Here is a 21,695-nt window from a genome sequence, read left to right on the forward strand (position 1 = left end):
GTGGATCCCTACAGCTCCGCGAGGGCCGCGCGGATCCGCTCCGCGGCGTCGTCCAGCGCCGCCGGGTCCGGGTTCTGGTCGGCCCGGGCGAAGTCGAAGTCGTCCATGCCCCACGTCGGGAAGACGTGGATGTGCAGGTGGGGCACCTCGAACCCGGCCACGACGAGCCCGGCGCGCGGGGCGTCCCAGGCGCGCTGGACGGCCCGGCCGATGGTCTGCGCGACCGCGGCGCACTTCGCGAACAGGTCCGGGTCGGCGGCGGTCCACTGGTCGACCTCCCGGCGCGGGACGACCAGCGTGTGGCCGGGCCGCAGCGGCGCGATGCTGAGGAACGCGGCGACGTCGTCGTCCTGCCACACGAATCGGCCGGGAAGCTCACCGGCGAGGATCTTCGAGAAGACGCTGCTCATGAACCCCCACCCTACTGGCCGCGCGCGGGCGGGGCGTCCTCGTCACCGGTGGCGGGCCAGCTCCACCGTCAGGACCCGGCGCAGGGCCGCGACGACCTCCGCGGGCGGGAAGCGGGTCAGGGCCCGCGTCTCGGCCCGGCGCAGCGCGGCGCCCAGGGTGGCCGGCTCGGCCCCGCGGGCCACGGCGATCAGCCAGGCCTCCAGCAGGGTCGGGTCGGCCGGGAGCTCCGGGTCGGCGGGCGGCGGCGGGACGGGCGCCGGCTCCGCCGGCAGGGGCGCGCCGGCCGAGGCGTACCGGGCCGGGGGCACGCCCACGCGGTACGGGTGCACGCACGTCGGGGTGCCCGTGGCCGCGTGCACCCGGAAGCCGAGCGCCGCGTCGTAGGGGATGCCCGGGCCGGGGCGCTCGGCCACGTCGAAGGAGCCGAGCGGCAGCGACTGGCCGGGGCAGGCCACGCAGGTCGCGTCCCGCAGGTCGTCCTCGCTCGGCAGGGGCATCGGGCCCAGGGTACCGTCCGCGCCATGAGTATCGGGCGGGCCCGGCAGGGCGTGGTGTACCGGCAGGGCTCGCTCGGGCGGCGGCCCGCGGTGCCGACCGACGCCGCGGAGCTGGAGCGGGCGGCGCGGCGGCGGATGTCCCGGCGGGCCTGGGCCTACGTGGCCGGGGGCGCCGGCGAGGGCGCGACGATGCGGCACAACCGGGCCGCGTTCGAGCGCTGGCGGGTCCAGCCGCGGATGCTGCACGGCGTCACCGAGCGCGACCTGCGCACCGAGGTCTGCGGCACGCCCCTGGCCGCGCCGCTGCTGCTCGCGCCCGTCGGGGCGGGGGCGCTGGTGCGGCGCGACTCCGACGTGCTCATCGCGCGCGGGGCGGCGGCGGCCGGGGTGCCGTACGTCTTCTCCAACCAGGGCTGCAGCCCGATGGAGCGCACCGCGGAGGCGATGGGCGGGACGCCGTTCTGGTACCAGCTCTACTGGTCCACCGACGAGCGGCTCGTCGACTCCCTGATCGGGCGGGCCGAGGCGTGCGGGGCCCGGGCGCTCGTCGTCACCCTCGACACCACCATGCTCGGCTGGCGGCCGCAGGACCTCAACCTCGGCTCGCTGCCGTTCGCGCGGGGGCAGGGCATCGCGCAGTACACCTCGGATCCCCGGTTCATGGAGATCGTCCGGGAGCGGGGCCGGACTCCGGCGGCCAAGGCCCAGGTCACCCTCGGCGCGCTGCGCACGCTGCTGTCGATCGCCCGCGAGCACCCCGGCAGCACGTGGGCCAACCTGCGGGCCCGGGAGCCGCGCGCGGCCGTCGAGACGTTCCTCGACATCTACTCCAACCCGGGGCTGAGCTGGGACCACCTGGCGACGCTGCGCGGCCGGACCCGGCTGCCGATCCTGCTCAAGGGCATCCTCGACCCCGCCGACGCCCGCCGCGCCCTGGACGCCGGCGTCGACGGGATCATCGTGTCCAACCACGGCGGCCGCCAGGTCGACCACGCCGTCGCCGCCCTCGACGCCCTGGTCGCGATCCGCTCCGCCGTCGGCGCCGGGCCCACGCTGCTCTTCGACAGCGGCATCCGTACCGGCGCGGACGTGTTCCTCGCCCTGGCCCTCGGCGCCGACGCGTGCCTGCTCGGCCGCCCGCACCTGTACGGCCTCGCGCTCGCCGGCGCCGACGGCGTCCGCCAGGTGATCGAGAACGTGCTCGCGGAGCTGGACCTGACGATGGCCCTCACCGGCGTGGCGAACCTCGCCGGGCTGACCCCGGACGTGCTGCGACCCGCACCCTGAGGGCAGGATCGACGCATGAGAGTCACGGGGGTACCACTGCTGGCGCTGCTGCTGCTCGCCGGCTGCGCACGGCCCGGCCTGGAGCCGCAGAACACCCTGCCGACCACGACCTCGGCCCGCCCGAGCGTGACCCCGTCCGCCGAGTCCACGGCCTGCCCCGACGGCGGCCTGCGCCTCTGGGCCGACCGCGGCGACGCGGCCATGGGCTACCGCGAGATGGGCCTGCACCTGCTGAACTGCGGCGACCGCCCGGTGACCGTCAGCGGCCGGCCGGAGGTCGTCGTGCTCGGCAAGGACCGCGACCCGCAGGACATCGCGATCGTGCCCGGCCGCAGCCACAGCGAGTCGGCGCACCCGGTCGCCCTGGCCCCGGGCCAGAGCACGGTGGCGGTGCTGGCGTGGCGCAACACGTACGACGACATCAGCAAGCCGCCGGTGAGCGGTGTCTATCTCGCCGTGACGCCCGCGCCCGGCGCCGCGCGGCAGATCGTGCAGCCGCCCGTCCCGCTCGATCTCGGCTCGACGGGGAAGCTGGAGGTCAGCGTGTGGCTCTAGCGTGCGGCCCGGCGCGCCCGCGGAAGGTGTGCGGACGCGCCGGGCCGGGGTGACTAGGGCTGGGCGACCAGCCGGAAGGACTGGGCGGGGCCGCCGGTGCACGACCACTGCTGCAGCTGCGCCCCGTCAGCCGTCGACACGTCCTTCACGTCCAGGCACTTGCCGCTGTTGCGGGCGATGAACCGGAAGGACCCGTCGGCGTTCGCGACCGCCTGCCACTGCTGGTTCGTGGCGCCGCCGTAGGACCACAGGTGCACCTGCGCCCCGTCGCCGGTCGCGCCGGTGCCGCCGTTGACGTCCCACGACAGGCCGGTCGCGTAGCGGTTCACGACGTTGTAGTAGCCGCCGCCGACCGAGCGGAACTGCCACTGCTGGTTCGTCGCCGCCGGGCTGCTGCACGACCACTGCTGCAGCGCGGTGCCGTTGGCGGTGCCCCAGCCGGTGTCGTCGAGGCACTTGGCGCTGTTGGTGTTGATCACCTGGTACCAGGCGCTGGTGCTGGGCTGGCCGCCCCCGCCGCCCGTGGTGGGCGGGTTCGAGGTCGGGGTGACGGTGCCGCCCGGCCACGTGAAGGTGGCCATGGCGCCGGCCGGGAGGTTCGTGCCGAACGAGGAGCCGCCGTAGGAGACCTGGAAGTTCTGCGCCCCGCCGGAGTTGACCGCCACGAGCACGATCGAGCCGTCCGGGTTGCGGAAGGCGACGTTCTCGATGCCGCCCTGGCCCTGGTTCGTCGAGTCGATGCGGACCGCGCCCGGCTTGACGAACTTCGCGAGGTGCCCGAGCACGTAGTACTCGGCGTTGTACGTGATGGTGCCGCCGTTGACGGTCACCACGCCCATGCAGTTGGTGCAGGAGCCGATCACCGGGCCGTGGTTGGTGTCCAGGGCCATGTTCCACGTCGTGACCGTCCTGGCCCAGTTGCGGGTCGCGCCGATCGCGAGGTTGCGGCCCTGCCACAGCAGCGAGTCCGCGAACGTGTTGCCCGACTCGGTGCCGGAGCACTCGGTGAAGAAGATGTCCTTGGCCGGGTACGCGTTGTGCACGGTCGTCTGCCCGCTCGGGGTGCCGCCGTAGCAGTGCCACGCGGTGCCGGCCACGTTGTTGCCGGCGGCGGCGAGCACCTGCTGCGGGAACGACGTGTTGTCCCAGTTGTGGTCCCAGGCCAGGATCCTCGTGCCCGTCCCGGCCGAGGCCAGCTTCGGGGCGAGCGAGTTGATGATGCGCGCCTGCTGGTCGGACTGCATGAGCATGCCGGGATAGCCGGGCGGGGAGAACTGCGGCTCGTTCTGGATCGACAGGTACTGGATCGGCACCCCGGCCGCCTGGTACGCCTGGACCGACTTGACCAGGTAGTCGCCGAACGCGCCCTCGTAGCCGGTCGACAGCGAGCCGCCGACCATGTTGCCATTGGTCTTCATCCAGCCCGGCGCGCTCCACGGCACGCCCATGACCTGCACCTGCGGGTTGATCGACCTGGCCTGGGTGAGCAGGGGCAGGATGTACGCCTGGTCGTGCGAGACGGAGAAGCGCGACAGGCTCGGGTCGGCCGCCCCGTCGTCGTAGCTGTAGAAGCTGCGCGAGAAGTCGGAGGCGCCGAACGGCTGCCGCAGCCAGTTCAGCCCGATGCCGGAGGACGGGCTGAACAGGTTGTTCATGACGGTGTTGCGGGCCGGGGAGTTGAAGATGAGGTAGGCGCTGGCGTCGGTCAGCGAGGCGCCGAAGCCGACCATCGACTGGTAGGTGGTGTTCGGGTTCACCGTGATGACGGCGCCGCTGCCCGCGGTACCGAATGGGATGGCGCTCTTCTGGGACAGCAGGTTGGCACGGTCCGGGGTCGTCAGCCACACGCTCGCCGAGGTGGCGGCGAGCGCGGGGGCGGGTTGGGCGACGACGTAGGCCACGCCGGCGACGAGCACGGTGGCGGCCGTGCTCGTCGCCAGCAGACGCAGGCGCATGGCGGTGCTCCTTCGGTGTGGTGGGCGGAACTAGGCGTACAGGCGGATGTCGGCGAGGCTCCACCAGTTCCCGGTCGCGGCGGTCGAGGTGATCCGCAGGTACCGGGCCGTGGTGGGGCGAACGTCCACATTGGTCAGCTGCCCGGCCCCGGCACCCTGGGCGAGGGTCGTCCAGTGGGTGCCGTCGGCGCTGGTGGACAGCTGCCAGCCGCGGGCGTAGTCGCCGGCGCTCGCGCCGCTGTCGATCGCGACCCGGCGGAAGGTGCGCGCCGAGCCGAGGTCGACCTGGAGGTACTGCCCCGGCTCCTGCGCCGCGCCGCTGGACCAGCGGGTCGTGGCGTCCTCGTCGACGGCGAGGGCGGCGTCGGGGCTCGCGGGCGACGACGACGCCGTCGCGCCCGCGATGGACAGCAGCTTCAGCCCGTCGTCGAGCACCTTGCTCTTCGGCCAGGTGAACGTGGCGAGCGAGCCGCCGGGCAGGGTGTAGTCGAACGAGTGGCCGCCGGCCGCGACCGTGAACGTTCTCGGCGCGTCGTTCTCGTTGTGGGCCACCAGGACCGTGGACCCGTCCGGGTTGCGGAAGGCCACGTCGGTGACCTCGCCGTTCCACGCGGGGTTGCCGAAGCTGGTGCTGGCGATGCGGACTGCGCCGGGCTTCACGAACTTGGACAGGTGCCCGATCGTGTAGTACTCGGCGTCGGTGGTCCAGGAGCCGTCGGGCTGGACCGTGATGAGGCCGGTGCAGGTGCCGCAGCCGCCGAGGTGCGGGCCGCCGGTCGAGTCCAGGGCCAGGTTCCAGGTGACCGCGGACTTGGCCCAGTTGCGGGTGACGCCGACGGTGATGGTGCGCGCGTGCCACTTCAGGGTGTCGGTGAAGTACTGCGCCGGGGTGTCGTTCGCGCCGTGCGAGCCGGAGCACTCGGTGAACCAGATGCCCTTGCCCGGGTCCGCGTCGTGCAGGGCGGTCATCGCGCTCGGGTCGCCGTAGTAGCAGTGGTACGCCGTGCCCGCGATCCAGCGGCTCGCCGGGTTCCGCAGCAGCTTGTACGGGTAGTCGGCCTCCGGGTCCTGCCCGGGCGGGGTGTTGGCGATGTCGTTCGGGTGCGTCTGCCAGTTGTGGTCGTAGCCGAGGATCTTCGTGCGCGGGCTCACCAGGCGCAGCAGCGGCCCGAGGATCTCGATGACCTTCCCGGCCTGGGTGGTGTTGAGCCCCATCACCGGGCCGCCGCCCGCGTCGCGGTTCTGCGGCTCGTTCTGGATCGTGATGTAGTCGACGGGCACCCCGGCCGCGGAGTAGGCGAGGACGAACCTGGTCAGGTAGAAGGCGTAGCTGGCGTACACCTTCGGGTCGTCCTTGAGCTCCCCGCTGGCGAGGGAGTCACTGGTCTTCATCCAGGCCGGCGGGCTCCACGGCGTCGCCATGATCTTCAGCTGCGGGTTGAGCCGCTTGGCCTCCCGCAGCAGGGGCAGGATCTGCGCCTGGTCGTGCGCGATGCTGAAGCGGGTGAGCAGATAGTCCGTCTGTCCCGGCGGCATGTCGTCGTACGTGTAGTGCTCGGGCTGCGCCGTGAAGTCCGACGCCCCGATCGGCTGCCGCAGGAAGCTCACGCCGACCCCCTCGGCCGGGTCGAAGAGCGCCCGCATCGCCTCGGCCCGCTTGGCGGGCGAGAGCCGGTAGAGCACGGCCGCCGACGAGTCCGTGATCGAGGCGCCGAAGCCGTCCATGCTCTGGTAGGCGCGGCTCGGGTCGACGGTGATCGTCGTGCGGCTGCTCGCGTTCGTGGTGAACGCGACGGCGGCCCGCTCGTGCATCAGCTCGGCCCGGTCGATCGTGGTGACCCAGACGCGGGCCGAGGGCGCGGCGCTCGCCTCGGCCGCGGTGGCCCCGGTGAGACCGGCCGCGACCGCCGCGCCGGCCGCGACGAGACATAACACCCTGCGCTGCATACGCATCTCCCACGCTTGTAACAAATGAAACAAGAATGTAACGTGCTGCGTGAAGCACAGCATCGGCCACGACTGATGTCAAGAAATTGCCGGGCGCTCGCGCGGGGGCCGCTGCTACGGTCATCGGCAGTGCGAGCCGGGGGCCCGGTGCGCAGGTATCGGATACTTCCTCATCCAGGTGTCGCGGGTTCGAGTCCCGCCCGCCGTGAACGCGGCGGTAGCTCAGGTGGCAGAGCATTGGGCAACCACCGGTGCCGCTCGGATCTCGGGTCCCCTTTACCGTGTCGGCATGACCGTCGATCCGCTGGACGCGTGGGCCGCCGAGACCGGGCGGCTCGCCGAGGCGCTGCGGGACGTGCCCGAGGCGGACTGGGCGCGGCCGAGCCCCTGCCCGCCGTGGAACGCCGCGGAACTGCTCGGGCACGTCGTGGCCGGCGTCGCGCGGGTGCCGGGCATGCTCGACGCCCCCGCGCCCGGGCGGGCCGAGATCGACGCCGCCGGGTACTTCACGGCGGACGAGCGGTTCTCCGGCGGTACCGATGCCGAACGGATCGACTCGGGCCGGCGGGCCGCGGCCGAGGCGGGCGGCCCCGAGCTGGTGCGCCGGCTCGCCGCCGCGCGCGAGGACGCGATCGGGCGCTGCCGCCGCGAGCCGCCCGGGCGGGTCGTGCGCACCCGGCACGGCGACGCGATGCTGCTCACGGACTTCCTGGTCACACGCGTGCTGGAGGCCGGCATCCACGGGCTGGACCTCGCCGGCGCGCTCGGCCGGGAGCCGTGGCTGACCGCGTCTGCGGCGCAGTTGCTCGTCGGGCTGTACGGCGGCGCGGAGCTCGGCTGGGCGCCGCTCGCGCTGCTGCGGGTCGCGACCGGGCGGGCCGAGCCGACCCCGCAGCAGGCCGCCGACCTCGAGCGGCACGGGGTGCGCCGGCTCACGCTCGGGCGGTAGGCATACTTCGAGGGTGGTGTTGTCGCGTCGCTGGTCGGTGTTTCTCGTGCTCGTCGGGGTCTGGACCTGGGTCATCTGGCCCCGGTTCCTCGTCGCCATCTGGCAGGACGACCGGGCCTGGGACGCCGCCGGGCACCCCACCGGGTTCTTCACCGTGCACGCGGTGCTCATCGCCGTGTCCCTGATCATCGGCACCGCCGTCGGCGTGCTGGGCGTCCGCGGCTGGCGGGCGGGCCGCAGGTCGTAGACGGACCCGCGGAACCTTTCGCGACCCCGCGCAGTAGAGGAGGGGCGAAGGGTCACGACGGGGAGGGGCGGCCGGCACATGCGAAGAGCCATCGAAGCGGACCGGGACCAGCAGTTCCAGGCGTTCATGGACCGTGCGACACAACGGCTGTACCGCGTCGCCTGCCTGCTCACCGGGGACGCCGGCGAGGCCGAGGAGCTGACCCAGCACACCCTCGTGCGCACCTACGCGGCCTGGGAACGGCTCGACGGCGGGGACCCGTACGCGTACGCCCGCCGCATCCTGGTCAACCTCCACAGTGACTGGTGGCGGCGACGGCGACGGCGGGAACGGCCGATGCCACAGGTCCCCGAGCGCGTCGCGGCCGGACCGGACCCGGCCGACGCCGCGCTGGACCGGGCCAGCCTCACCCGGGCCCTCGCGCACCTGTCCCGCCGGGAGCGGGCGGTGATCGTGTGCCGCTACTACCTCGACCTCACCGAGCAGCAGACGGCCGCCGAGCTCGGCGTGGCCGTCGGCACCGTCAAGAGCGCCTGCTCCCGGGCGCTGCGCAAGCTGCGCGTCGACCCCGAGCTGCGGCCGATCGCGCACCACCAGGAGGCGCAGTGATGTTCACGACCGAGGACCTGCGCCGCGCCCTGGCCGAGGCGGCGGCCCCCCCGCACCACCGGCCTGACCTTCGCCGACGTCAAGAAAGCCACGGTCCGGCGGCGGTACCGCACGTTCCTGGCCGGCATCGCCGTCGCCCTCGCCTCCGTGCTCGCCGCCGGCGGGGCGGTCGCGCTCGCCCCGGCCGCGACCGGCCCGTCGCCCGACGCCAAGAGCACCGTCAGCCCGCGCGTGCTCACCTCGGCCCGTTACTCCGCCTTCCCCGCCGACCCGTCGTTCCCCGTGCGCACCAACACCCTGGTCGCGACCGGCCTGGCGTTCGGCGACCACGAGGAGCTCGTGCTCTGGTACGACGACCCGGTCAACGGCGTGCGCGGCGGCCTCTACGACGAGCGGACCGCCCGGCTGCGGACCCTGGCCTGGGCCGGGATCCGCGGCGAGGGCTTCGGCATCATCGGCGAGCTCGACGACCGCAACGGCGGCATCCTCGACTACGGCGTCGTCGGCGGCGACGACGCCAGGGTCACGGTCAAGGCGGGCGGCCGGACCGCCGAGGCGACCACCGCGCCGGTTCCGGGCGTGCCGGGGCACACCATGTTCTGGGTCCGTCGCGGCGGCGTCCTGGCCGGCACGACCGCCGAGCCGAACCCGGCGACGCCCGACGCCGTGTTCACCGCCTACTCCAGCGGCGGCACGAAGCTGGCCGAGTCCACGTCGTCCGGCATCCAGCGGGCCGACACCATCGTGAACCGCGACGACGTCTCGCGGCGGATCGGCGACCCCATCGACACCGGCGTCATGATGGCCGACGGCAGCCAGCTCCAGCTCTGGTTCGACGGCGACGACCACACCGCCCTGCTGCGGGCCAGCACCGCCCCCGACCGGATCCTCATGACGCTGAGCCGGCCGCCGAGCGACCCCGGGGGCTTCTACCACGCGGTGTTCACCGTGGACGGCGCGGCCGGCGGGCGGAAGGTGAAGCTGTGCATCTACGTCGGCGACGGGGTGCGGGTGCAGATGGGTGGCGCCGGCGTCGAGCAGAGCGGCTCCCGGGCGTGGAGCGCCTACCCGCGGCTGAAGGTCGCGTGGGCCAAGACCACCGACGCCGCGGTGTCGGCCGTGGCCTTCGACGCCGCCGGCACCATGGTCGCGGCGACCGACTTCCGGTGAGCCGGAAATCGGGGGCGGGTCCGCGACCGGCGACGGTACATTGATCCGGCCGGTCGCGGGACTGTCGTGCGACTTCCGGAACCCGCCTCTGAAGCGATGCTTCGCAGTTCGTGCGCCGAACTCCCCGGCCGGCCCCCATCCGCCGTGCCGCGAAGGGAAGGCCGTGGAGCTGTCGGAGCTGACCGCGTGCGAGGACGTCGTCATGTTCGTCAACGCCGCCGTCGCCGCGACCGGGCAGCGCGAGTTCCACGCCGACGCCGACGGGCAGCGGCTGTCGCTGGAGTTCCTGCACGACTACGTGCGCACGAACTACCGCGAGATCTACGCCGCGACCCTCGCGCTCGACATCAACGACCACAACGCCGCGGCCATCGTGCTCGCCCTGCTGCGCAGCGCCGGGGAGGTGCCGCTGCCGCAGCGCCGGCGCGAGGGGGCGCTCATCGCCGCCCGGCTCGCCCGGATGCCCCCGCAGCGGGTGTACCGCCTGCTGCGCACCCTGCGCGCGGAGGGCATCAACAACCGGCGGACCCGCGCCATCGTGCGCGACTGGGTCGCGGGGCGGCCCGATCTCGCCTTCGACGCGGTGAAGTACCGCCGCGGCCTCACGACCGCGGCCGGCCACGCGCACCTGCGCCTGCCCGCCGAGGTCGGCACCGCGCTGTTCGACTGGCGCCGGCCCGCCCGCTACGAGACCCCGATCCTGGAGACCTGGCGGCGCGCGCACTACGACAAGCAGGCGCTGTTCGACCTGCCCTACACCGTCGCCGAGGGCCTGGCCTCGACCCGCCGCCGCGACCTCGACCGCGCCGAGTTCCTGCGCGCGATCGCGCCGCGGCTCACCGAGCTCGAGCGCCTGCGGCTGCAGCGCTCCGGCGCGGCGGTCGACGGCGTGGGCGGGCAGGACCTGGGCCGGGTGCCGCTGACCCGGCTGGCGCTCTACGCGCTGTCGCTGCCGCGCCCCGAGCGGGCGCGCCGGCGCGAGGAGCTCACGGACGCGCTGCGCGCCGCGGCCCGCCGGGCGGCCGGGCGCCGCGCGGGCACCTGGGGCGACGTGGTCGGGCTGCTCGACGACAGCTACTCGGCGTCGGGCTCCGCCGTGAAGCGCCGCCGGCCGCTCGCCGTCGCGCTCGCCACGCACTATCTGCTGGAGGCGCTGGCCTCGCGGTACCGGACCATCTGGCTCAACCACGAGGGCGATCCCCTGCTCGTGCACCCGATCGGCGCCACGCCGCTGGGGCGGCGGCTCGTCGACGCGCTCGAGCTGCGGCCCGAGCGGCTCGTCGTCGTCTCCGACGGCTGGGACAACGCCCCGCCCGGGCAGGCCGCCGAGGTGCTGCGGATCTGGCGGCAGCGGCTCGACCCGGCCGCGCGCACGTCGATCGTGCACCTCAACCCGGTGTTCGACGGCGACGCCTTCGACGTGCGCCGGCTCGCGCCGTCCGTGCCCAGCGTCGGCGTGCGCGCCGCCGAGGACGCCGCCGCGCTCGTGGAGCTGGCCCGCTTCGCCACCGGCACCGCGACCTTCGCCGAGCTGCGAGTGTTCCTCGACGACCGCGTGGAAGGGTTCCTGGCGTGATCACCGGCCTGCGCACGGGCCCCGCGCAGACGTGGGGCGCGATCCGGCTCGTGCCGCTGCTGCGCGACGAGCCGATCACCGACCTGCGCCTGCACGCGCGCCTGCACGACGACGAGCTGTCCATTGTGGAGCTCGGCCCGCGCTCGGCGTACATCTCCTACGTCCCGCACGCGTTCGTCGCCGAGTGGACGAACGACGGCGGCCCGGCCGCCGCCTACGGCACCCAGCTGTTCGACCCCCGCGAGGCCGGCCTGCCGCGCGTCGCCGGCCTGCGCTTCCGCCGCCGCATGACCCGCCGCGAGGACCGCAACCGCCTGCGCTTCCTGCCGCTGCACCTGGCCCTGGAGGGCTTCCTCGACCTGCAGTTCGGCGGCCCGCCGATCGCCTGGCAGGAGTGGACCCGCGAGGCGGTCACCCGCGGCCTGTCCCCGCGGGCCGAGGAGTCCTACCGCGGCGCGTCCGTGCGCGGGCTCGACGACGCCCTGCGCGTATTCGAGATCCACCCGGACCAGTGCGGCGTCGTGGTCTACGCGGCCGACGCCCTCGTGAGCGTCTTCGTGGTCCCGCACCCCGGCGACTACCGCGCCCTGCACCCGAGCCTGCTGCGCGACTGCTACGGCGAACTGCTGTACCACTACACCCAGCTCTACCCGGCCGTGCCCGGCTTCGCCCAGCCGCTGGACGCCACCCGCGTGCACAGCGTGGCGGACCTGCGCGCCGAGCTCGCCCGCGCCGACGCCTCCTGGGCCGCGTTCCACAACGAGGTGATGTTCACGGCCGAGGCGATGACGAGCACGCCGGTGCAGCGCCTGGGCCGCTTCACGCTGTCGCGCTTCCTGCCGCCGTTCCAGCTCGACACCGACAACCACATCGGCGAGACGATCACGACTGCCGACGGCGCCGTGGCCTATCTCAAGACGTTCCGTCTCTCGGCCGCCCAGGCGCGGCGCGGGCATCTGCTGTCGCGTCTGGCGGCGCACGACTGGTCGCTGGAGCGCACGGCGGAGGCGCTGAACACCGACCGGGGCGGGTTGGTGCTGCGGCTGGATCGGGCGGGGTTCGGGTACCTGCTGCGGCCGGGCATCCTGGACGCGGCCCGGGCCGCGGCTCGCTCCTGAGCTGCCGCTTGCTCCTCACCGGCACCGTGCTGGCCGGCGTCATCGAAGCCGAACGGAGCGCAGTGCCCGCCAGGCCGCGGTGCCGGCGTGATCCGGCGCCACGAGAACGACGAGGACGTCAATGCATCAAGCCGTCGAGGCCGTGATGGCCGCAATCGGCCGGCGACCGATGCGGCCACACAGCGCTCCGACATGACGGGCACTTCACGTCAGCCGTGAGACTGATGGGTCGGGCACTGTGCTTCGTGTCGCTCCCGTGCTGTGTGCTCCGGCTCCGTGCCGCTGCTGAGCCCGATATGTCGGGCGCTCCGCGCCGCGACATATCGGATTTTTCGCCTGTCAGGGTATATGTCGGATTCTGGGTCGGCAGTACGGGCATGGCGCCGGTCGCGGGCCGTGGATGCGGCCGGCGCCATACCGCCCTGTCGTGCCGTCCCCCGCGGCCACCGGGGGAGGTCACCTGGCTGCCGGTGAGCTTGTGCGATCGCGTGCTTCGCTTCCGGTACCACCAGTCTCAGCAGGCCGCTCCCGGCACGCCGCCGATTTCCCCCGACGCCACCCGATCGATGTCGTGTTTGGTGCACCCGGCCGAGGGGCATCAATGAGTCGACCGGAAAACGAGAGTCTTCGAGGAGGAGCAGTGACTGTCACCGGAATCATCACGGCGCTCATCGTCGGTCTGATCGTCGGTGCGCTGGGTCGGCTGGTGGTTCCCGGCCGGCAGAGCATGTCGATCCTGGTCACGATGGTCGTCGGCGTCATCGCCGCGCTGCTGGGCACCGTAGTCGCCAACGCCATCGGCATCTCCACCGACACCCCGGGTGTCGACTGGGGCGAGCTGCTGGTCCAGGTCCTGCTCGCGGCGGTCGGCGTGGCGCTCGTCGCCGGCCTGAGCGGCCGCGGCCGCCGGGCTCTGTAACGAGTACCGCTAGCGCGAACCTCACGATCCCCGGCCCGTGCGGCCGGGGATCGTTGTGTCTGCGTACAGTGCGGGGTATGGCCACCGTTCCCCCGCACCCGGTGCGCATCGAACTCGCGGACCTGGTGCTGCGCGCACCCGTGGACGCCGACGAGCCCGCGATCGCCGCGGCGTTCACCGACCCGCCGCTGCTGCAGTGGAGCCCGCCCCCGCCCGGCACCGACGTGCTGACCTGGATTCGGCAGCGCGCGGACTGGTCGAGCGGCACGAGGGTCGGCTGGGTGGTGTCCGACGCCGACGGCGGCCCGGTGCTGGGAACGGTCTCGGTGCGCGTGGACGCCGCGCTCGACCACGGCATGATCGGCTACTGGACCGTCCCCGAGGCCCGGGGCCGGGGCATCGCCACCCGAGCCGTGCGCGCCGCCGCGCGGTTCGCCTTCGACACGGTCGGCCTGCACCGGATCGAGCTGTGCCACGCGGTGGCCAACCCCGGCTCGTGCCGGGTGGCCGAGAGCGCGGGCTTCCCCTTGGAGGGCGTCCTCCGTCAGTCGTACCGCTACGGCGACGGCGGCCGCCACGACGAACACCTGCACGCGAAGCTGCGCACCGACCCCGACTAGGCCCTGCCACCGCTCGCTAGGTGAGGGGCGGCAGTGACTGCTGTGTGTGCAGTACGGGCGAGAAGAGATCGCCACGGGTGGACAGGCGCTCGCCGATGGTGCGGATGGTGAACGCGTCCGGGCGCAGGGCGGGGTCGTCGAGCTCGTCCCAGGCGATCGGGGCGGAGACCGGTGCGCCCGGGGCGGGGCGCGGGCTGTAGGGCGCCACGAGCGTCTTGTTCACCGCGTTCTGCGTGAAGTCCAGCCGCGCCCGGCCGCCCCGCTCGGCCTTCTCCCACGCCCAGCTCACGAGGTCGGGCACCACCGCGCCGATCGAGCGCGACAGCCCCTCCACCCACGCGCGCGTCTCGGCGAACCCGGGCCCGTGCGAGATCGGCACCCAGATCTGAATCCCGCGCCGCCCGCTGACCTTGGCCCGGGCCTCGACCCCGAGATGCTCGAACGCGGTGCGGTGCAGCCGCGCGAGCACGAGCAAATCCGCCCAGGCCGTGCCGTCACCGGGATCGAGGTCGACGAGGGCGTACGACGGGCTGCCCGGATGGTCCACTGTGGACGTCCATGGGTGCCACTCGAGCCCGCCGTAGTTCGCCGCCCACACGAGCGCGGCGGGCTCGTCCGCCACCAGGTACTCGGTGCCGGACCCCGGCTCCCGCCAGCGCGTCAGCCACTGCGGCGCGTGCGCGGGGAGCGCCTTCTGCCAGAACCCCGGCGCGTCCGAACCGTTCGGGAACCGGTGCAGGTTGAGCGCGCGCCCGGCGAGATAGGGCACCACGGTCGGCGCGATCCTCGCCGTGTACCGCAGCAGCTCCCGCTTCGTGACCGCCTCCTCGCCGCCACGCCCGGGGAAGAGCACCTTGCCGAGGTTGGTGACCCGCAGCCGGCGCCCGAACACCTCCCACGTGCCGTTCTCACCGAGAGCGTCGAGCCCGGCATCGTTGCGGAGCGAGTAGAGCTCCCCGACTGCGCTCCCGCCCGCGCTCGCTTCCCCGCCCGGGCGCTCGTGCACGCTCGCTCGCGCGTCCCCGTCCACTCGCTCACGCGCGGCGGCGCGCCCGCCTGCGGTCGTGCGCTCGTTCTTGATCGTGCGCTCGTCCTGCGTGCGCTCGGTGCCGTGTGCTTGCTCGTCGCCGTTCGTCGGCCCGGCTGTATTCGCGCGCCCGGTTTTGCTCGCGCGCCCGGTTTTGCTCGCGCGCCCGGTTTTGCTCGCGCGCCCGGTTTTGCTCGCGCGCCCGGTTTTGTGCGTTCGCCCGTCTTCGGCCGTGATCCGGACGGCCGCGCGCTCGGCGGGCAGGTCGGAGCGCCACTCCCACTCGGGGTCGGCCTTCACCTCGTCGCTGGAGCGTCCACTGAGGACGGAGAGCGGATGCTCGGCCGGCTCCCACCCGGCGACGGCGTGCTCGTCGCGCTTCTTGAGCAGCAGCCACTCGTCACGGCGGGTCCGCACGATGACGAACCGGCCGCGCAGCTTCTCGCCGAAGAGTTCGATGTGCAGCTCCCCGGCCTCGAGCGCGGCCCCGGGATCCGGGTCCTTGTAGGGCACCCAGGCGCCGGTGTCCCACACGATCACGTCGCCGCCGCCGTACGTGCCGGCCGGGATCACTCCCTCGAACGCGACGTACTCCATGGGATGGTCATCGACCTTGAACGCCGCCCGGCGCACCTTGGGGTCGAGGGTCGGCCCCTTGGGGACCGCCCAGCTGACGAGCACCCCGCCGACCTCGAGCCGGAAGTCGTAGTGCAACCGCCGGGCCCGGTGCAGCTGCACGACGAACCGCAATTCGGACACCCTCCCAGTGTCGCGCACCTTGCCCTTCGCCCCTGCCCGCCGCCCCGGTCGCGGCGCGGGACGGTCATGCGGCGGGGGACGGTCATGCGGCGGCGGAGGTGTCCGGTGGGCGGCGGTTCACCGCGCTCGTGCCGGTCGCCGCGCGGGCGGGCCGTGTGGTGGGCGGCGGTTCACCGCGCTCGTGCCGGTCGCCGCGCGGGCGGGCCGTGTGGTGGGCGGCGGCTCACCGCGCTCGTGCCGGTCGTGCGGCGGGGACGTGCCCGATGGGCAGCGCCCCACTGCGCTCGTGCCGGTCGCGGCGTGGGCGGGGCCGTGCGGAGGGCGGCGGTTCAACGCGCTCGTGCCGGTCGTGCGGCGGCGGGCGTGTCCGGTGGGTGGTGCCACGCCGCGCTCGTGCCGGTCGCGGCGTGGGTGGGCCGTGCGGCGGCGGACGTGTCCGGTGGGCGGCGCCTCAGCCTCACCGCGCCCGTACCAGCCACCGGCGCCGAGGCCCGGCACGCCGCGTGACCGGGCGCTCTGCAGGCCGTGGCAGCAAGGACCGCACCGCCCGTCGAGCGGTGTGCGGCGAGGCGTGCCGGGCGGCTTTTGATCACCTCCTGTAGGTGGGTCGTCGCCGGGGAAGGTCAGGCCGAGGTCGAGCGGCGGGCGGCGGTCTCGGCTCGGACCGGGCTCGCCCGGCTGCTTTTGATCAGCGCCTGCAGGCACACGGCCGCCGTCGGGGACAGGTCGGTCGCGGCCAGGTCGTCGGCCAGGATGCCCGCGTCGCCGAGGTCGTGGCGGCCGGCCAGGACCGTCAGCTCGACGTGAGGCGCGCGGCCCGTCACGTCCGGCAGCGTGCCGTGCCAGTGGTGGTGGAGCCGGTCCGTGTATTCGATGCCGGCCTCCTCCGCCAGGGCTCGCCGCGCGGCCTCCTCCGCCAGGCCGCGACGGGTGAAGGCGTTGGTGCTGGGGTCGACGGGCTGGACGCGCGCGACCGGGGGAGACCACTGGCCGGGCTCGAAGGCGGCGGCGGGGGAGCGGCGGCGGAGCAGTACTGCACCCGCTGGATCGACCAGCAGCGCCAGGGCCAGCCGTAGGGGTGGCGCGGCCGGGTCGGGGGCCGGGAGGCGGCCCAGGGCGGTGAGCACGCGGTGGCGCAGGATCGCGTGCTGGCCCCGGCAGCGGTTCGGCGGGCCCTCGGGCGGGGCCACGACGGTGCCCGGGGTGACGAGTTCGCCGGGGCGGAACTGGTCGCGGGTCAGGTCGAGCGCGGTGCCGTCGGGGAGGCGGTTCCAGTAGTGGACGCCGGCCGGTTCCCCGCCGGCCGTGACCCGGCCGAGGAGCAGGTCGCCGCCGAGGACCTCGCGCACGACCAGGGCGGTGGTGCCGCACTGGCCGCGGGACGGGTTGCCGGGGTGCCAGTCGGCGAGGTCGGACGGGTCGCATGTCTCGGGACCCCAGGAGCGCTGCAGGAGGGGGAGCAACATGGCCGCATCATGCCGGAGGGGTACGACAAAAACGCATCGCCGCAGGTCAGGAGGCTAGTAAACCGACAAATCCCCTGTCGGGGTATAAATCCGAAAAGTCCGATCACGAAGTGTCGGACTTTTCGGTATGCCGGCCCGCACAAGGCCCGGGTCCCGCTCGCCGGCCGCAGCGACGAACGCGCCGGGCTGAGACCCGAGCGCGCCGGGCTGGGATCGAGCGCGCCGGGCTGGGATCGAGCGCGCCGGGCTGGGATCGAGCGCGCGGGGCCGAGATCGAGCGCGCCGGGCTGGGAGCGAACGCGCTCAGGCCGAGCGCGAATGCGCTGAGCCGTGACCGAGCGCGCCGGGCTGAGACCGAGCGCGCGGGGCCGAGATCGAGCACGCCGGGCTGGGAGCGAACGCGCTGGGGCCGAGCGCGAATGCGTTGAGCTGAGACCGAACGCGCCGGGCTGAGACCGAACGCGCAAAGCCGTGACCGAATGCGCGGGGCTGAGAGCGAACGCGCTGAGCCGAGAGCGAACGCGCCGGGCCGATCGGCGTTCGGCGTGCGAACGGTGGAGCAGTGCCAGTCGCCGCCCGGCTGTGGCGCCAGAACGTGCCGGGTCCAAGAGCCCGCTCGCCGCCGGTGGCGGCAGCGCGTGCCGCGGCCGAATCAGCCCTCGGCGTGCCAGCGGCGGAACAGCGCCAGCTTCTCGCCGGCCCGCTCGTCCACCGCCGGCCCCAACCCGTTCGTCTCCGTGAAGAACGTGACGGCCGCGATCACGTCCGCGCACTCCTCGATGAGCCGCGCCCGCAGGTCGGTGCCGTCGTAGTAGGTCTCGCGGCCCGAGGCGCCGACGAGCTTCGCCAGGATCTGCACGAGCTCGCCGGCCTCCTCGGTCAGTTTGGCCAGGCCCGGCCAGGTCGTCGAGCCGATCTCGTACGGGCCGGCCGGAGGAAAGGCGCGATCAGTCACGCGGGCAGCGTAGTCACACCTCGGAGGGCATGAGGATCCACAGGATCGGGTAGACCAGGATCTGGCTGCCGGGGATGATCAGCAGCGCCAGGACGAACAGCAGGCGCGCCATCCACGGGTCCAGGCCGAAGCGCCGGCCGAGGCCCGCGCACACGCCGCCGAGGAGCCGGCCGTGCATCGGCCGGACGAGACCCTGCCGGCGCATCGAGCCGTACACGCTGTCCATTGTCGTTCTCCTATCGCTATCGGGGTACTACCAGCATCGGCGCACCGGCACCCCAGGCGCATCAGGGAACAGCCCCGGCAACCCCCTGACGACCGCCCGCCTGACAGGATGGGCGGCATGGACCCCGATCCGATCCGTTCCGCCGTCGAGCAGGCGCCCTTCGTGCTGCTCGTCGCCGAGGGTCCCCAGCTGCGGATTCTCGGCGTCAGCCGGGCCACGCTGGCGATGACCGGCGAGCGGGACGTCATCGGCCGTCCGCTGCGCGAGGCGCTGTCCGATCTCGCCGGGCAGGGCTGGCTCGACGCCTACGACGAGGTGTACCGCACCGGCGTCCCCGTCGCCGGGCAGCGCTGGCGGGCCCATCTGACCCAGCCGGACGGCACGGTCCGCGAGTTCTACGCCGACTTCAGCATCAACCCGTGGCTCGAGCCGGACGGGACGGTCCGCGGCGTGATCGCGGGCGGCATCGACGTCACCGAGATCGTCCAGGCCCGCCTGGAGGCCGAGCGGGACGCGGATGACCTGCGCGAACAGTACCGTCAGGCCCGCGACGTCGTCGACGCGCTCCAGCAGGCCCTGCTGCCCCGCGGCCTGCCCCTGCTCCCGGGTGCCCGGGTCGCGGCGAGCTACCTGCTGGCCGGCGCCGGGACCGCCGCGGGAGGCGACTGGTTCGATGCCGTACCGCGCGCGACCGGCACCCTCGCGCTCGTCGTCGGCGACGTGGTCGGCCACGGGGTCGCCGCCTCGGGCGTGATGGGCCAGCTGCGGGCCGTGCTGCAGGACCGCCTCGACGACGGCGCCGGCCCGGCCGAGGCCCTCGCCGCCGCCGACCGGTTCGCGCGCCGGGTGCCCGGGGCCCGGGCCGCGACCGTCTGCGTCGCGGTGCTGGACACCACGAGCGGCGCCGTCGAGTACTGCACCGCCGGCCACCCGCCCCCGCTGCTCGTCACCGCCGCGGGGGAGCCGCGCTTCCTGGCCCCGTCCGGCGCCGGCCCGCTCGGCACGGGCGGCACCTTCCCCGTCGCCGCCGCGCGGCTGGACGTCGGCGACGTGCTGCTGCTGTACAGCGACGGCATCGTCGAACGCCCCGGCCGCACGGTCGCCGCCGCCTCCGGCGAGTTCGCCCGGGTCGCGGCCGACGCCGTCGCCGGGCAGGCCCTGCACGCGCCCGACGTGACCCCGGCCGAGCGCGCCTGCACCCAGACCGTCGAGCTGCTCGTGCGGACCACCGGCTACCGCGACGACATCACGCTGCTCGCCGCTCAGCGCACGGCGCCCGTCGAGCCGATGCACACCGACGTCCCCGCCGACCTGACCCGCCTCGGCGCCCTGCGCAAGACGCTCGGCTCCTGGCTCGAGGCCGTCGCCGTGACCGGGGAGGACGCGTTCGCCGTCCAGCACGCGGTGGGCGAGCTGGCCACGAACGCGGTCGAGCACGCCCCGCCCGGCGGCAGCGTCGCCGTCACCGCCCGCCTCACGCCGCTCGGCGTCGCCGAGATCACGGTGGCGGGCCCGGGCCCGTGGCGCGAACCCCGGCGGGTCTCCGAGCGCGGCCGCGGCCTGGCCCTGTCCTCGCAGCTCGTGGACGAGCTCACGATGGATCGTTCCGGCCGCGGTACCGTCGCGACGCTCCGCCACCGCGTCACCCGCCCCGCCGCCCTGCTGGGCGCGGCCGGACCCGGGCCCGCCGACGTCGCGGAGCCGGACGAGGACATGTCCATTGTGGACTCGCAGGACGCCGCGACGGTCCTCGTCGCCGGCCCGGTCGACGCCGCGACGGCCGAACGGCTGCAGCACGAGCTGCTGTACCGCTCGCGCGGCGGCACGGTGCCGCTGACCGCCGACCTGTCCGGCGTGACCCACCTGGCCAGCGCCGGGGTCGCGGCCCTGCACGCGATCGCGGCCCGGCACCGCGCCCACGACACCGCGCTCACGCTGCTGGCCCCGCCCGGCAGCCCGGCCCGGCACGTGCTCGCCCTGGTCGCACTCCCGCACACCTGACCGCTCCCGCGTCGGAGGTACCTATGATCACGCCCGCGCTCCGGCGCAACGTCACCGCCACGTGGGGCGAGCCCGGCGCCCGCTGGCTCGACGAGCTGCCCGCGACCGTCGCCGCCGTGGCCGGCGACTGGGGGCTGACCGTCGGGGCGCCGTTCGACCTGTCGTACCACTACGTCGCGGCGGCCACCACCGCCGACGGCGAGCCGGTGGTGCTCAAGCTCGGGGTGCCGGGCGGCGGGTCGCTGGCGGATGAGTCGCGGGCGCTCGCGGCGTTCGGCGGGCGGGGCGCGGTACACCTGCTGCGGTCGGATCTCGAGCGCGGCGCCCTGCTGATCGAGCGCGCCGTGCCGGGCGTGCGGGCCCGTGACGTGCCCGACGCCGAGGCGACCGCGGCCGTGGCGGAGGCCATGCGTGCCCTGCACATGCCCGTGCCGGAGCGTCCGGCGCGCGGCCGTCCGGCGATCGCGGCGGTGGCCGACGCGATGCGCGCCCCGCACGCGCCGGTCCCGGAGCGTCCGGCGCGCGGCCGTCCGGCGATCGCGGCCGTGGCCGACGCCATGCGCGCCCCGCACGCGCCCGCTGCGGTTGCGGCCCCGGTCGCGGCGGCGCCGGTGCTGCCGGACGTGCTCGGGCAGGCGCGCGCGTTCGACGCCCACCTGGCCCGGTTCCCCGGCGACGACCCGCTGCCGCGCGCGTTCGTGTCCACCGCGGCGGGGCTCATGCGCGAGCTCTGCGCGTCGGCGCCGTCCCGGGTGCTCCTGCACGGCGACCTGCACCACGACAACCTGCTGTCCGCGCGGCGGGCCCCCTGGCTGGCGATCGACCCGCACGGGGTGTGCGGCGACCCGGGGTACGAGATCGGCTCCTGGCTCTTCAACCCCGACCCCGGCGACCGCGACCCGGCGCTGCTCGCCCTGGTGCCCGGCCGCCTCGAACAGCTCGCCGACCGGCTCGGGCAGCCGCTGGACCGCCTGGTGGCGTGGGGCTTCGTCAAGGCCGTGCTGTCCGACGTGTGGACGGCCGAGCACTGGAGCCCGGGCGACACGTGGACCCCGGCGAGCCGCGGGCTCGACGTCGCCACGCTCCTGCGGCCCCGGCTGCCGTGACGTACCTCGCTTGCGCCTGATACCCCCCTGGGGTTTATCGTGACGTAGGCTGACGGTACCCCCAGGGGGTACACGACACGAGGAGCGCGCGATGCTGACGACCTACACCGTGACCGGGATGACTTGTTCGCACTGCGTCAACGCGGTGACCGAGGAACTCGGGCGCCTCGAGGGCGTCTCCGCCGTCGAGGTCGACCTGCCGACCGGCGCCGTGACGGTGACCAGCGACCGCCCGCTCGACCCGGCGGCGGTGCGCGAGGCCGTCGACGAGGCCGGCTACGCGGTGGCGGGCTGA

The 21,695-nt window shown here is 74.3% G+C and carries 21 protein-coding genes; 13 read left to right on the forward strand and 8 right to left on the reverse strand.

The window, feature by feature from the left end:
* Positions 1-8: 8 nt before the first annotated feature.
* On the reverse strand, positions 9-410 hold the full coding sequence (locus AC6JBM_RS07120; RefSeq protein ID WP_497982795.1) for an HIT family protein: 402 nt from the start codon (positions 408-410) through the stop codon (positions 9-11).
* A gap of 42 nt (positions 411-452) precedes the next feature.
* Positions 453-908 (reverse strand): hypothetical protein, encoded by a 456-nt coding sequence (locus tag AC6JBM_RS07125; protein ID WP_497982796.1) that lies wholly within the window; start codon positions 906-908, stop codon positions 453-455.
* 24 nt (positions 909-932) lie between these two features.
* On the opposite strand from AC6JBM_RS07125, the gene AC6JBM_RS07130 reads away from it, so the two are divergent.
* Entirely contained in the window at positions 933-2,195 is a 1,263-nt protein-coding gene (locus AC6JBM_RS07130; protein WP_497982797.1) for an alpha-hydroxy-acid oxidizing protein, read from the forward strand.
* A 15-nt stretch (positions 2,196-2,210) separates the two neighbouring features.
* A complete protein-coding gene (locus AC6JBM_RS07135; protein WP_497982798.1) occupies positions 2,211-2,750 on the forward strand; it encodes a DUF4232 domain-containing protein in 540 nt (179 codons plus the stop codon).
* A gap of 53 nt (positions 2,751-2,803) precedes the next feature.
* On the opposite strand, the gene AC6JBM_RS07140 is transcribed toward AC6JBM_RS07135, so the two are convergent.
* Positions 2,804-4,705 (reverse strand): RICIN domain-containing protein, encoded by a 1,902-nt coding sequence (locus tag AC6JBM_RS07140; RefSeq protein WP_497982799.1) that lies wholly within the window; start codon positions 4,703-4,705, stop codon positions 2,804-2,806.
* Between the two features lie 30 nt (positions 4,706-4,735).
* Positions 4,736-6,652, reverse strand: a complete 1,917-nt coding sequence (locus AC6JBM_RS07145; RefSeq protein ID WP_497982800.1) for a discoidin domain-containing protein — start codon at positions 6,650-6,652, stop codon at positions 4,736-4,738.
* A gap of 289 nt (positions 6,653-6,941) precedes the next feature.
* On the opposite strand from AC6JBM_RS07145, the gene AC6JBM_RS07150 reads away from it, so the two are divergent.
* From AC6JBM_RS07150 to AC6JBM_RS07185, 8 genes are all read left to right on the forward strand, one after another.
* The gene (locus tag AC6JBM_RS07150; RefSeq protein ID WP_497982801.1) at positions 6,942-7,601 is read left to right on the forward strand and encodes a maleylpyruvate isomerase N-terminal domain-containing protein; all 660 of its coding nucleotides are present in this window, start codon (positions 6,942-6,944) and stop codon (positions 7,599-7,601) included.
* 13 nt (positions 7,602-7,614) lie between these two features.
* Complete coding sequence (locus AC6JBM_RS07155; RefSeq protein ID WP_497982802.1) at positions 7,615-7,848, forward strand: SCO4848 family membrane protein; 234 nt, start codon at positions 7,615-7,617, stop codon at positions 7,846-7,848.
* Between the two features lie 78 nt (positions 7,849-7,926).
* The gene (locus AC6JBM_RS07160; RefSeq protein ID WP_350610988.1) at positions 7,927-8,457 is read left to right on the forward strand and encodes a SigE family RNA polymerase sigma factor; all 531 of its coding nucleotides are present in this window, start codon (positions 7,927-7,929) and stop codon (positions 8,455-8,457) included.
* Positions 8,458-8,604: 147 nt separating this feature from the next.
* Complete coding sequence (locus tag AC6JBM_RS07165) at positions 8,605-9,627, forward strand: hypothetical protein (protein ID WP_497982803.1); 1,023 nt, start codon at positions 8,605-8,607, stop codon at positions 9,625-9,627.
* A gap of 163 nt (positions 9,628-9,790) precedes the next feature.
* Positions 9,791-11,203 (forward strand): hypothetical protein, encoded by a 1,413-nt coding sequence (locus tag AC6JBM_RS07170; RefSeq protein ID WP_497982804.1) that lies wholly within the window; start codon positions 9,791-9,793, stop codon positions 11,201-11,203.
* The gene (locus tag AC6JBM_RS07175; protein ID WP_497982805.1) at positions 11,200-12,321 is read left to right on the forward strand and encodes an ARPP-2 domain-containing protein; all 1,122 of its coding nucleotides are present in this window, start codon (positions 11,200-11,202) and stop codon (positions 12,319-12,321) included. Before AC6JBM_RS07170 ends, AC6JBM_RS07175 begins: the two co-directional genes overlap by 4 nt.
* A gap of 640 nt (positions 12,322-12,961) precedes the next feature.
* On the forward strand, positions 12,962-13,240 hold the full coding sequence (locus AC6JBM_RS07180; protein WP_497982806.1) for a GlsB/YeaQ/YmgE family stress response membrane protein: 279 nt from the start codon (positions 12,962-12,964) through the stop codon (positions 13,238-13,240).
* A gap of 77 nt (positions 13,241-13,317) precedes the next feature.
* On the forward strand, positions 13,318-13,860 hold the full coding sequence (locus tag AC6JBM_RS07185) for a GNAT family N-acetyltransferase (RefSeq protein ID WP_497982807.1): 543 nt from the start codon (positions 13,318-13,320) through the stop codon (positions 13,858-13,860).
* A gap of 16 nt (positions 13,861-13,876) precedes the next feature.
* Here the strand turns inward: AC6JBM_RS07185 and AC6JBM_RS07190 are convergent, their stop codons facing one another.
* The 4 genes from AC6JBM_RS07190 to AC6JBM_RS07205 all read right to left on the reverse strand — a co-directional run bounded on the left by AC6JBM_RS07190 (position 13,877) and on the right by AC6JBM_RS07205 (position 18,293).
* Positions 13,877-15,646, reverse strand: coding sequence for a DNA polymerase domain-containing protein (locus tag AC6JBM_RS07190; RefSeq protein ID WP_497982808.1), 1,770 nt, complete (start codon positions 15,644-15,646; stop codon positions 13,877-13,879).
* A gap of 623 nt (positions 15,647-16,269) precedes the next feature.
* The gene (locus tag AC6JBM_RS07195; protein ID WP_497982809.1) at positions 16,270-17,112 is read right to left on the reverse strand and encodes a YunG family protein; all 843 of its coding nucleotides are present in this window, start codon (positions 17,110-17,112) and stop codon (positions 16,270-16,272) included.
* A 652-nt stretch (positions 17,113-17,764) separates the two neighbouring features.
* Positions 17,765-18,067 carry a hypothetical protein gene (locus AC6JBM_RS07200; RefSeq protein WP_497982810.1) on the reverse strand — a complete coding sequence of 101 codons (303 nt, stop codon included), beginning with the start codon at positions 18,065-18,067 and terminating at the stop codon, positions 17,765-17,767.
* Positions 18,068-18,080: 13 nt separating this feature from the next.
* Positions 18,081-18,293 (reverse strand): PspC domain-containing protein, encoded by a 213-nt coding sequence (locus AC6JBM_RS07205; RefSeq protein WP_433075977.1) that lies wholly within the window; start codon positions 18,291-18,293, stop codon positions 18,081-18,083.
* Positions 18,294-18,410: 117 nt separating this feature from the next.
* Between AC6JBM_RS07205 and AC6JBM_RS07210 the strand changes: the two genes are divergently transcribed.
* The 3 genes from AC6JBM_RS07210 (at position 18,411) to AC6JBM_RS07220 (ending at position 21,695) form a co-directional block, all read left to right on the forward strand.
* On the forward strand, positions 18,411-20,294 hold the full coding sequence (locus AC6JBM_RS07210; protein ID WP_497982811.1) for a SpoIIE family protein phosphatase: 1,884 nt from the start codon (positions 18,411-18,413) through the stop codon (positions 20,292-20,294).
* A 23-nt stretch (positions 20,295-20,317) separates the two neighbouring features.
* Positions 20,318-21,400, forward strand: a complete 1,083-nt coding sequence (locus AC6JBM_RS07215) for an aminoglycoside phosphotransferase family protein (protein ID WP_497982812.1) — start codon at positions 20,318-20,320, stop codon at positions 21,398-21,400.
* Between the two features lie 91 nt (positions 21,401-21,491).
* Positions 21,492-21,695 carry a heavy-metal-associated domain-containing protein gene (locus AC6JBM_RS07220; RefSeq protein WP_350610976.1) on the forward strand — a complete coding sequence of 68 codons (204 nt, stop codon included), beginning with the start codon at positions 21,492-21,494 and terminating at the stop codon, positions 21,693-21,695.

It is taken from the genome of Dactylosporangium thailandense (assembly GCF_059739745.1).

Excerpts from the sequence above, each read along its gene's own strand:
- AC6JBM_RS07120 (WP_497982795.1), bottom strand. The coding sequence starts at position 410 with ATGAGCAGCGTCTTCTCGAAGATCCTCGCCGGTGAGCTTCCCGGCCGA.
- AC6JBM_RS07125 (WP_497982796.1), bottom strand. The coding sequence starts at position 908 with ATGCCCCTGCCGAGCGAGGACGACCTGCGGGACGCGACCTGCGTGGCC.
- AC6JBM_RS07130 (WP_497982797.1), top strand. The coding sequence starts at position 933 with ATGAGTATCGGGCGGGCCCGGCAGGGCGTGGTGTACCGGCAGGGCTCG.
- AC6JBM_RS07135 (WP_497982798.1), top strand. The coding sequence starts at position 2,211 with ATGAGAGTCACGGGGGTACCACTGCTGGCGCTGCTGCTGCTCGCCGGC.
- AC6JBM_RS07140 (WP_497982799.1), bottom strand. The coding sequence starts at position 4,705 with ATGCGCCTGCGTCTGCTGGCGACGAGCACGGCCGCCACCGTGCTCGTC.
- AC6JBM_RS07145 (WP_497982800.1), bottom strand. The coding sequence starts at position 6,652 with ATGCAGCGCAGGGTGTTATGTCTCGTCGCGGCCGGCGCGGCGGTCGCG.
- AC6JBM_RS07150 (WP_497982801.1), top strand. The coding sequence starts at position 6,942 with ATGACCGTCGATCCGCTGGACGCGTGGGCCGCCGAGACCGGGCGGCTC.
- AC6JBM_RS07160 (WP_350610988.1), top strand. The coding sequence starts at position 7,927 with ATGCGAAGAGCCATCGAAGCGGACCGGGACCAGCAGTTCCAGGCGTTC.
- AC6JBM_RS07185 (WP_497982807.1), top strand. The coding sequence starts at position 13,318 with ATGGCCACCGTTCCCCCGCACCCGGTGCGCATCGAACTCGCGGACCTG.
- AC6JBM_RS07195 (WP_497982809.1), bottom strand. The coding sequence starts at position 17,112 with ATGTTGCTCCCCCTCCTGCAGCGCTCCTGGGGTCCCGAGACATGCGAC.
- AC6JBM_RS07205 (WP_433075977.1), bottom strand. The coding sequence starts at position 18,293 with ATGGACAGCGTGTACGGCTCGATGCGCCGGCAGGGTCTCGTCCGGCCG.
- AC6JBM_RS07210 (WP_497982811.1), top strand. The coding sequence starts at position 18,411 with ATGGACCCCGATCCGATCCGTTCCGCCGTCGAGCAGGCGCCCTTCGTG.
- AC6JBM_RS07215 (WP_497982812.1), top strand. The coding sequence starts at position 20,318 with ATGATCACGCCCGCGCTCCGGCGCAACGTCACCGCCACGTGGGGCGAG.
- AC6JBM_RS07220 (WP_350610976.1), top strand. The coding sequence starts at position 21,492 with ATGCTGACGACCTACACCGTGACCGGGATGACTTGTTCGCACTGCGTC.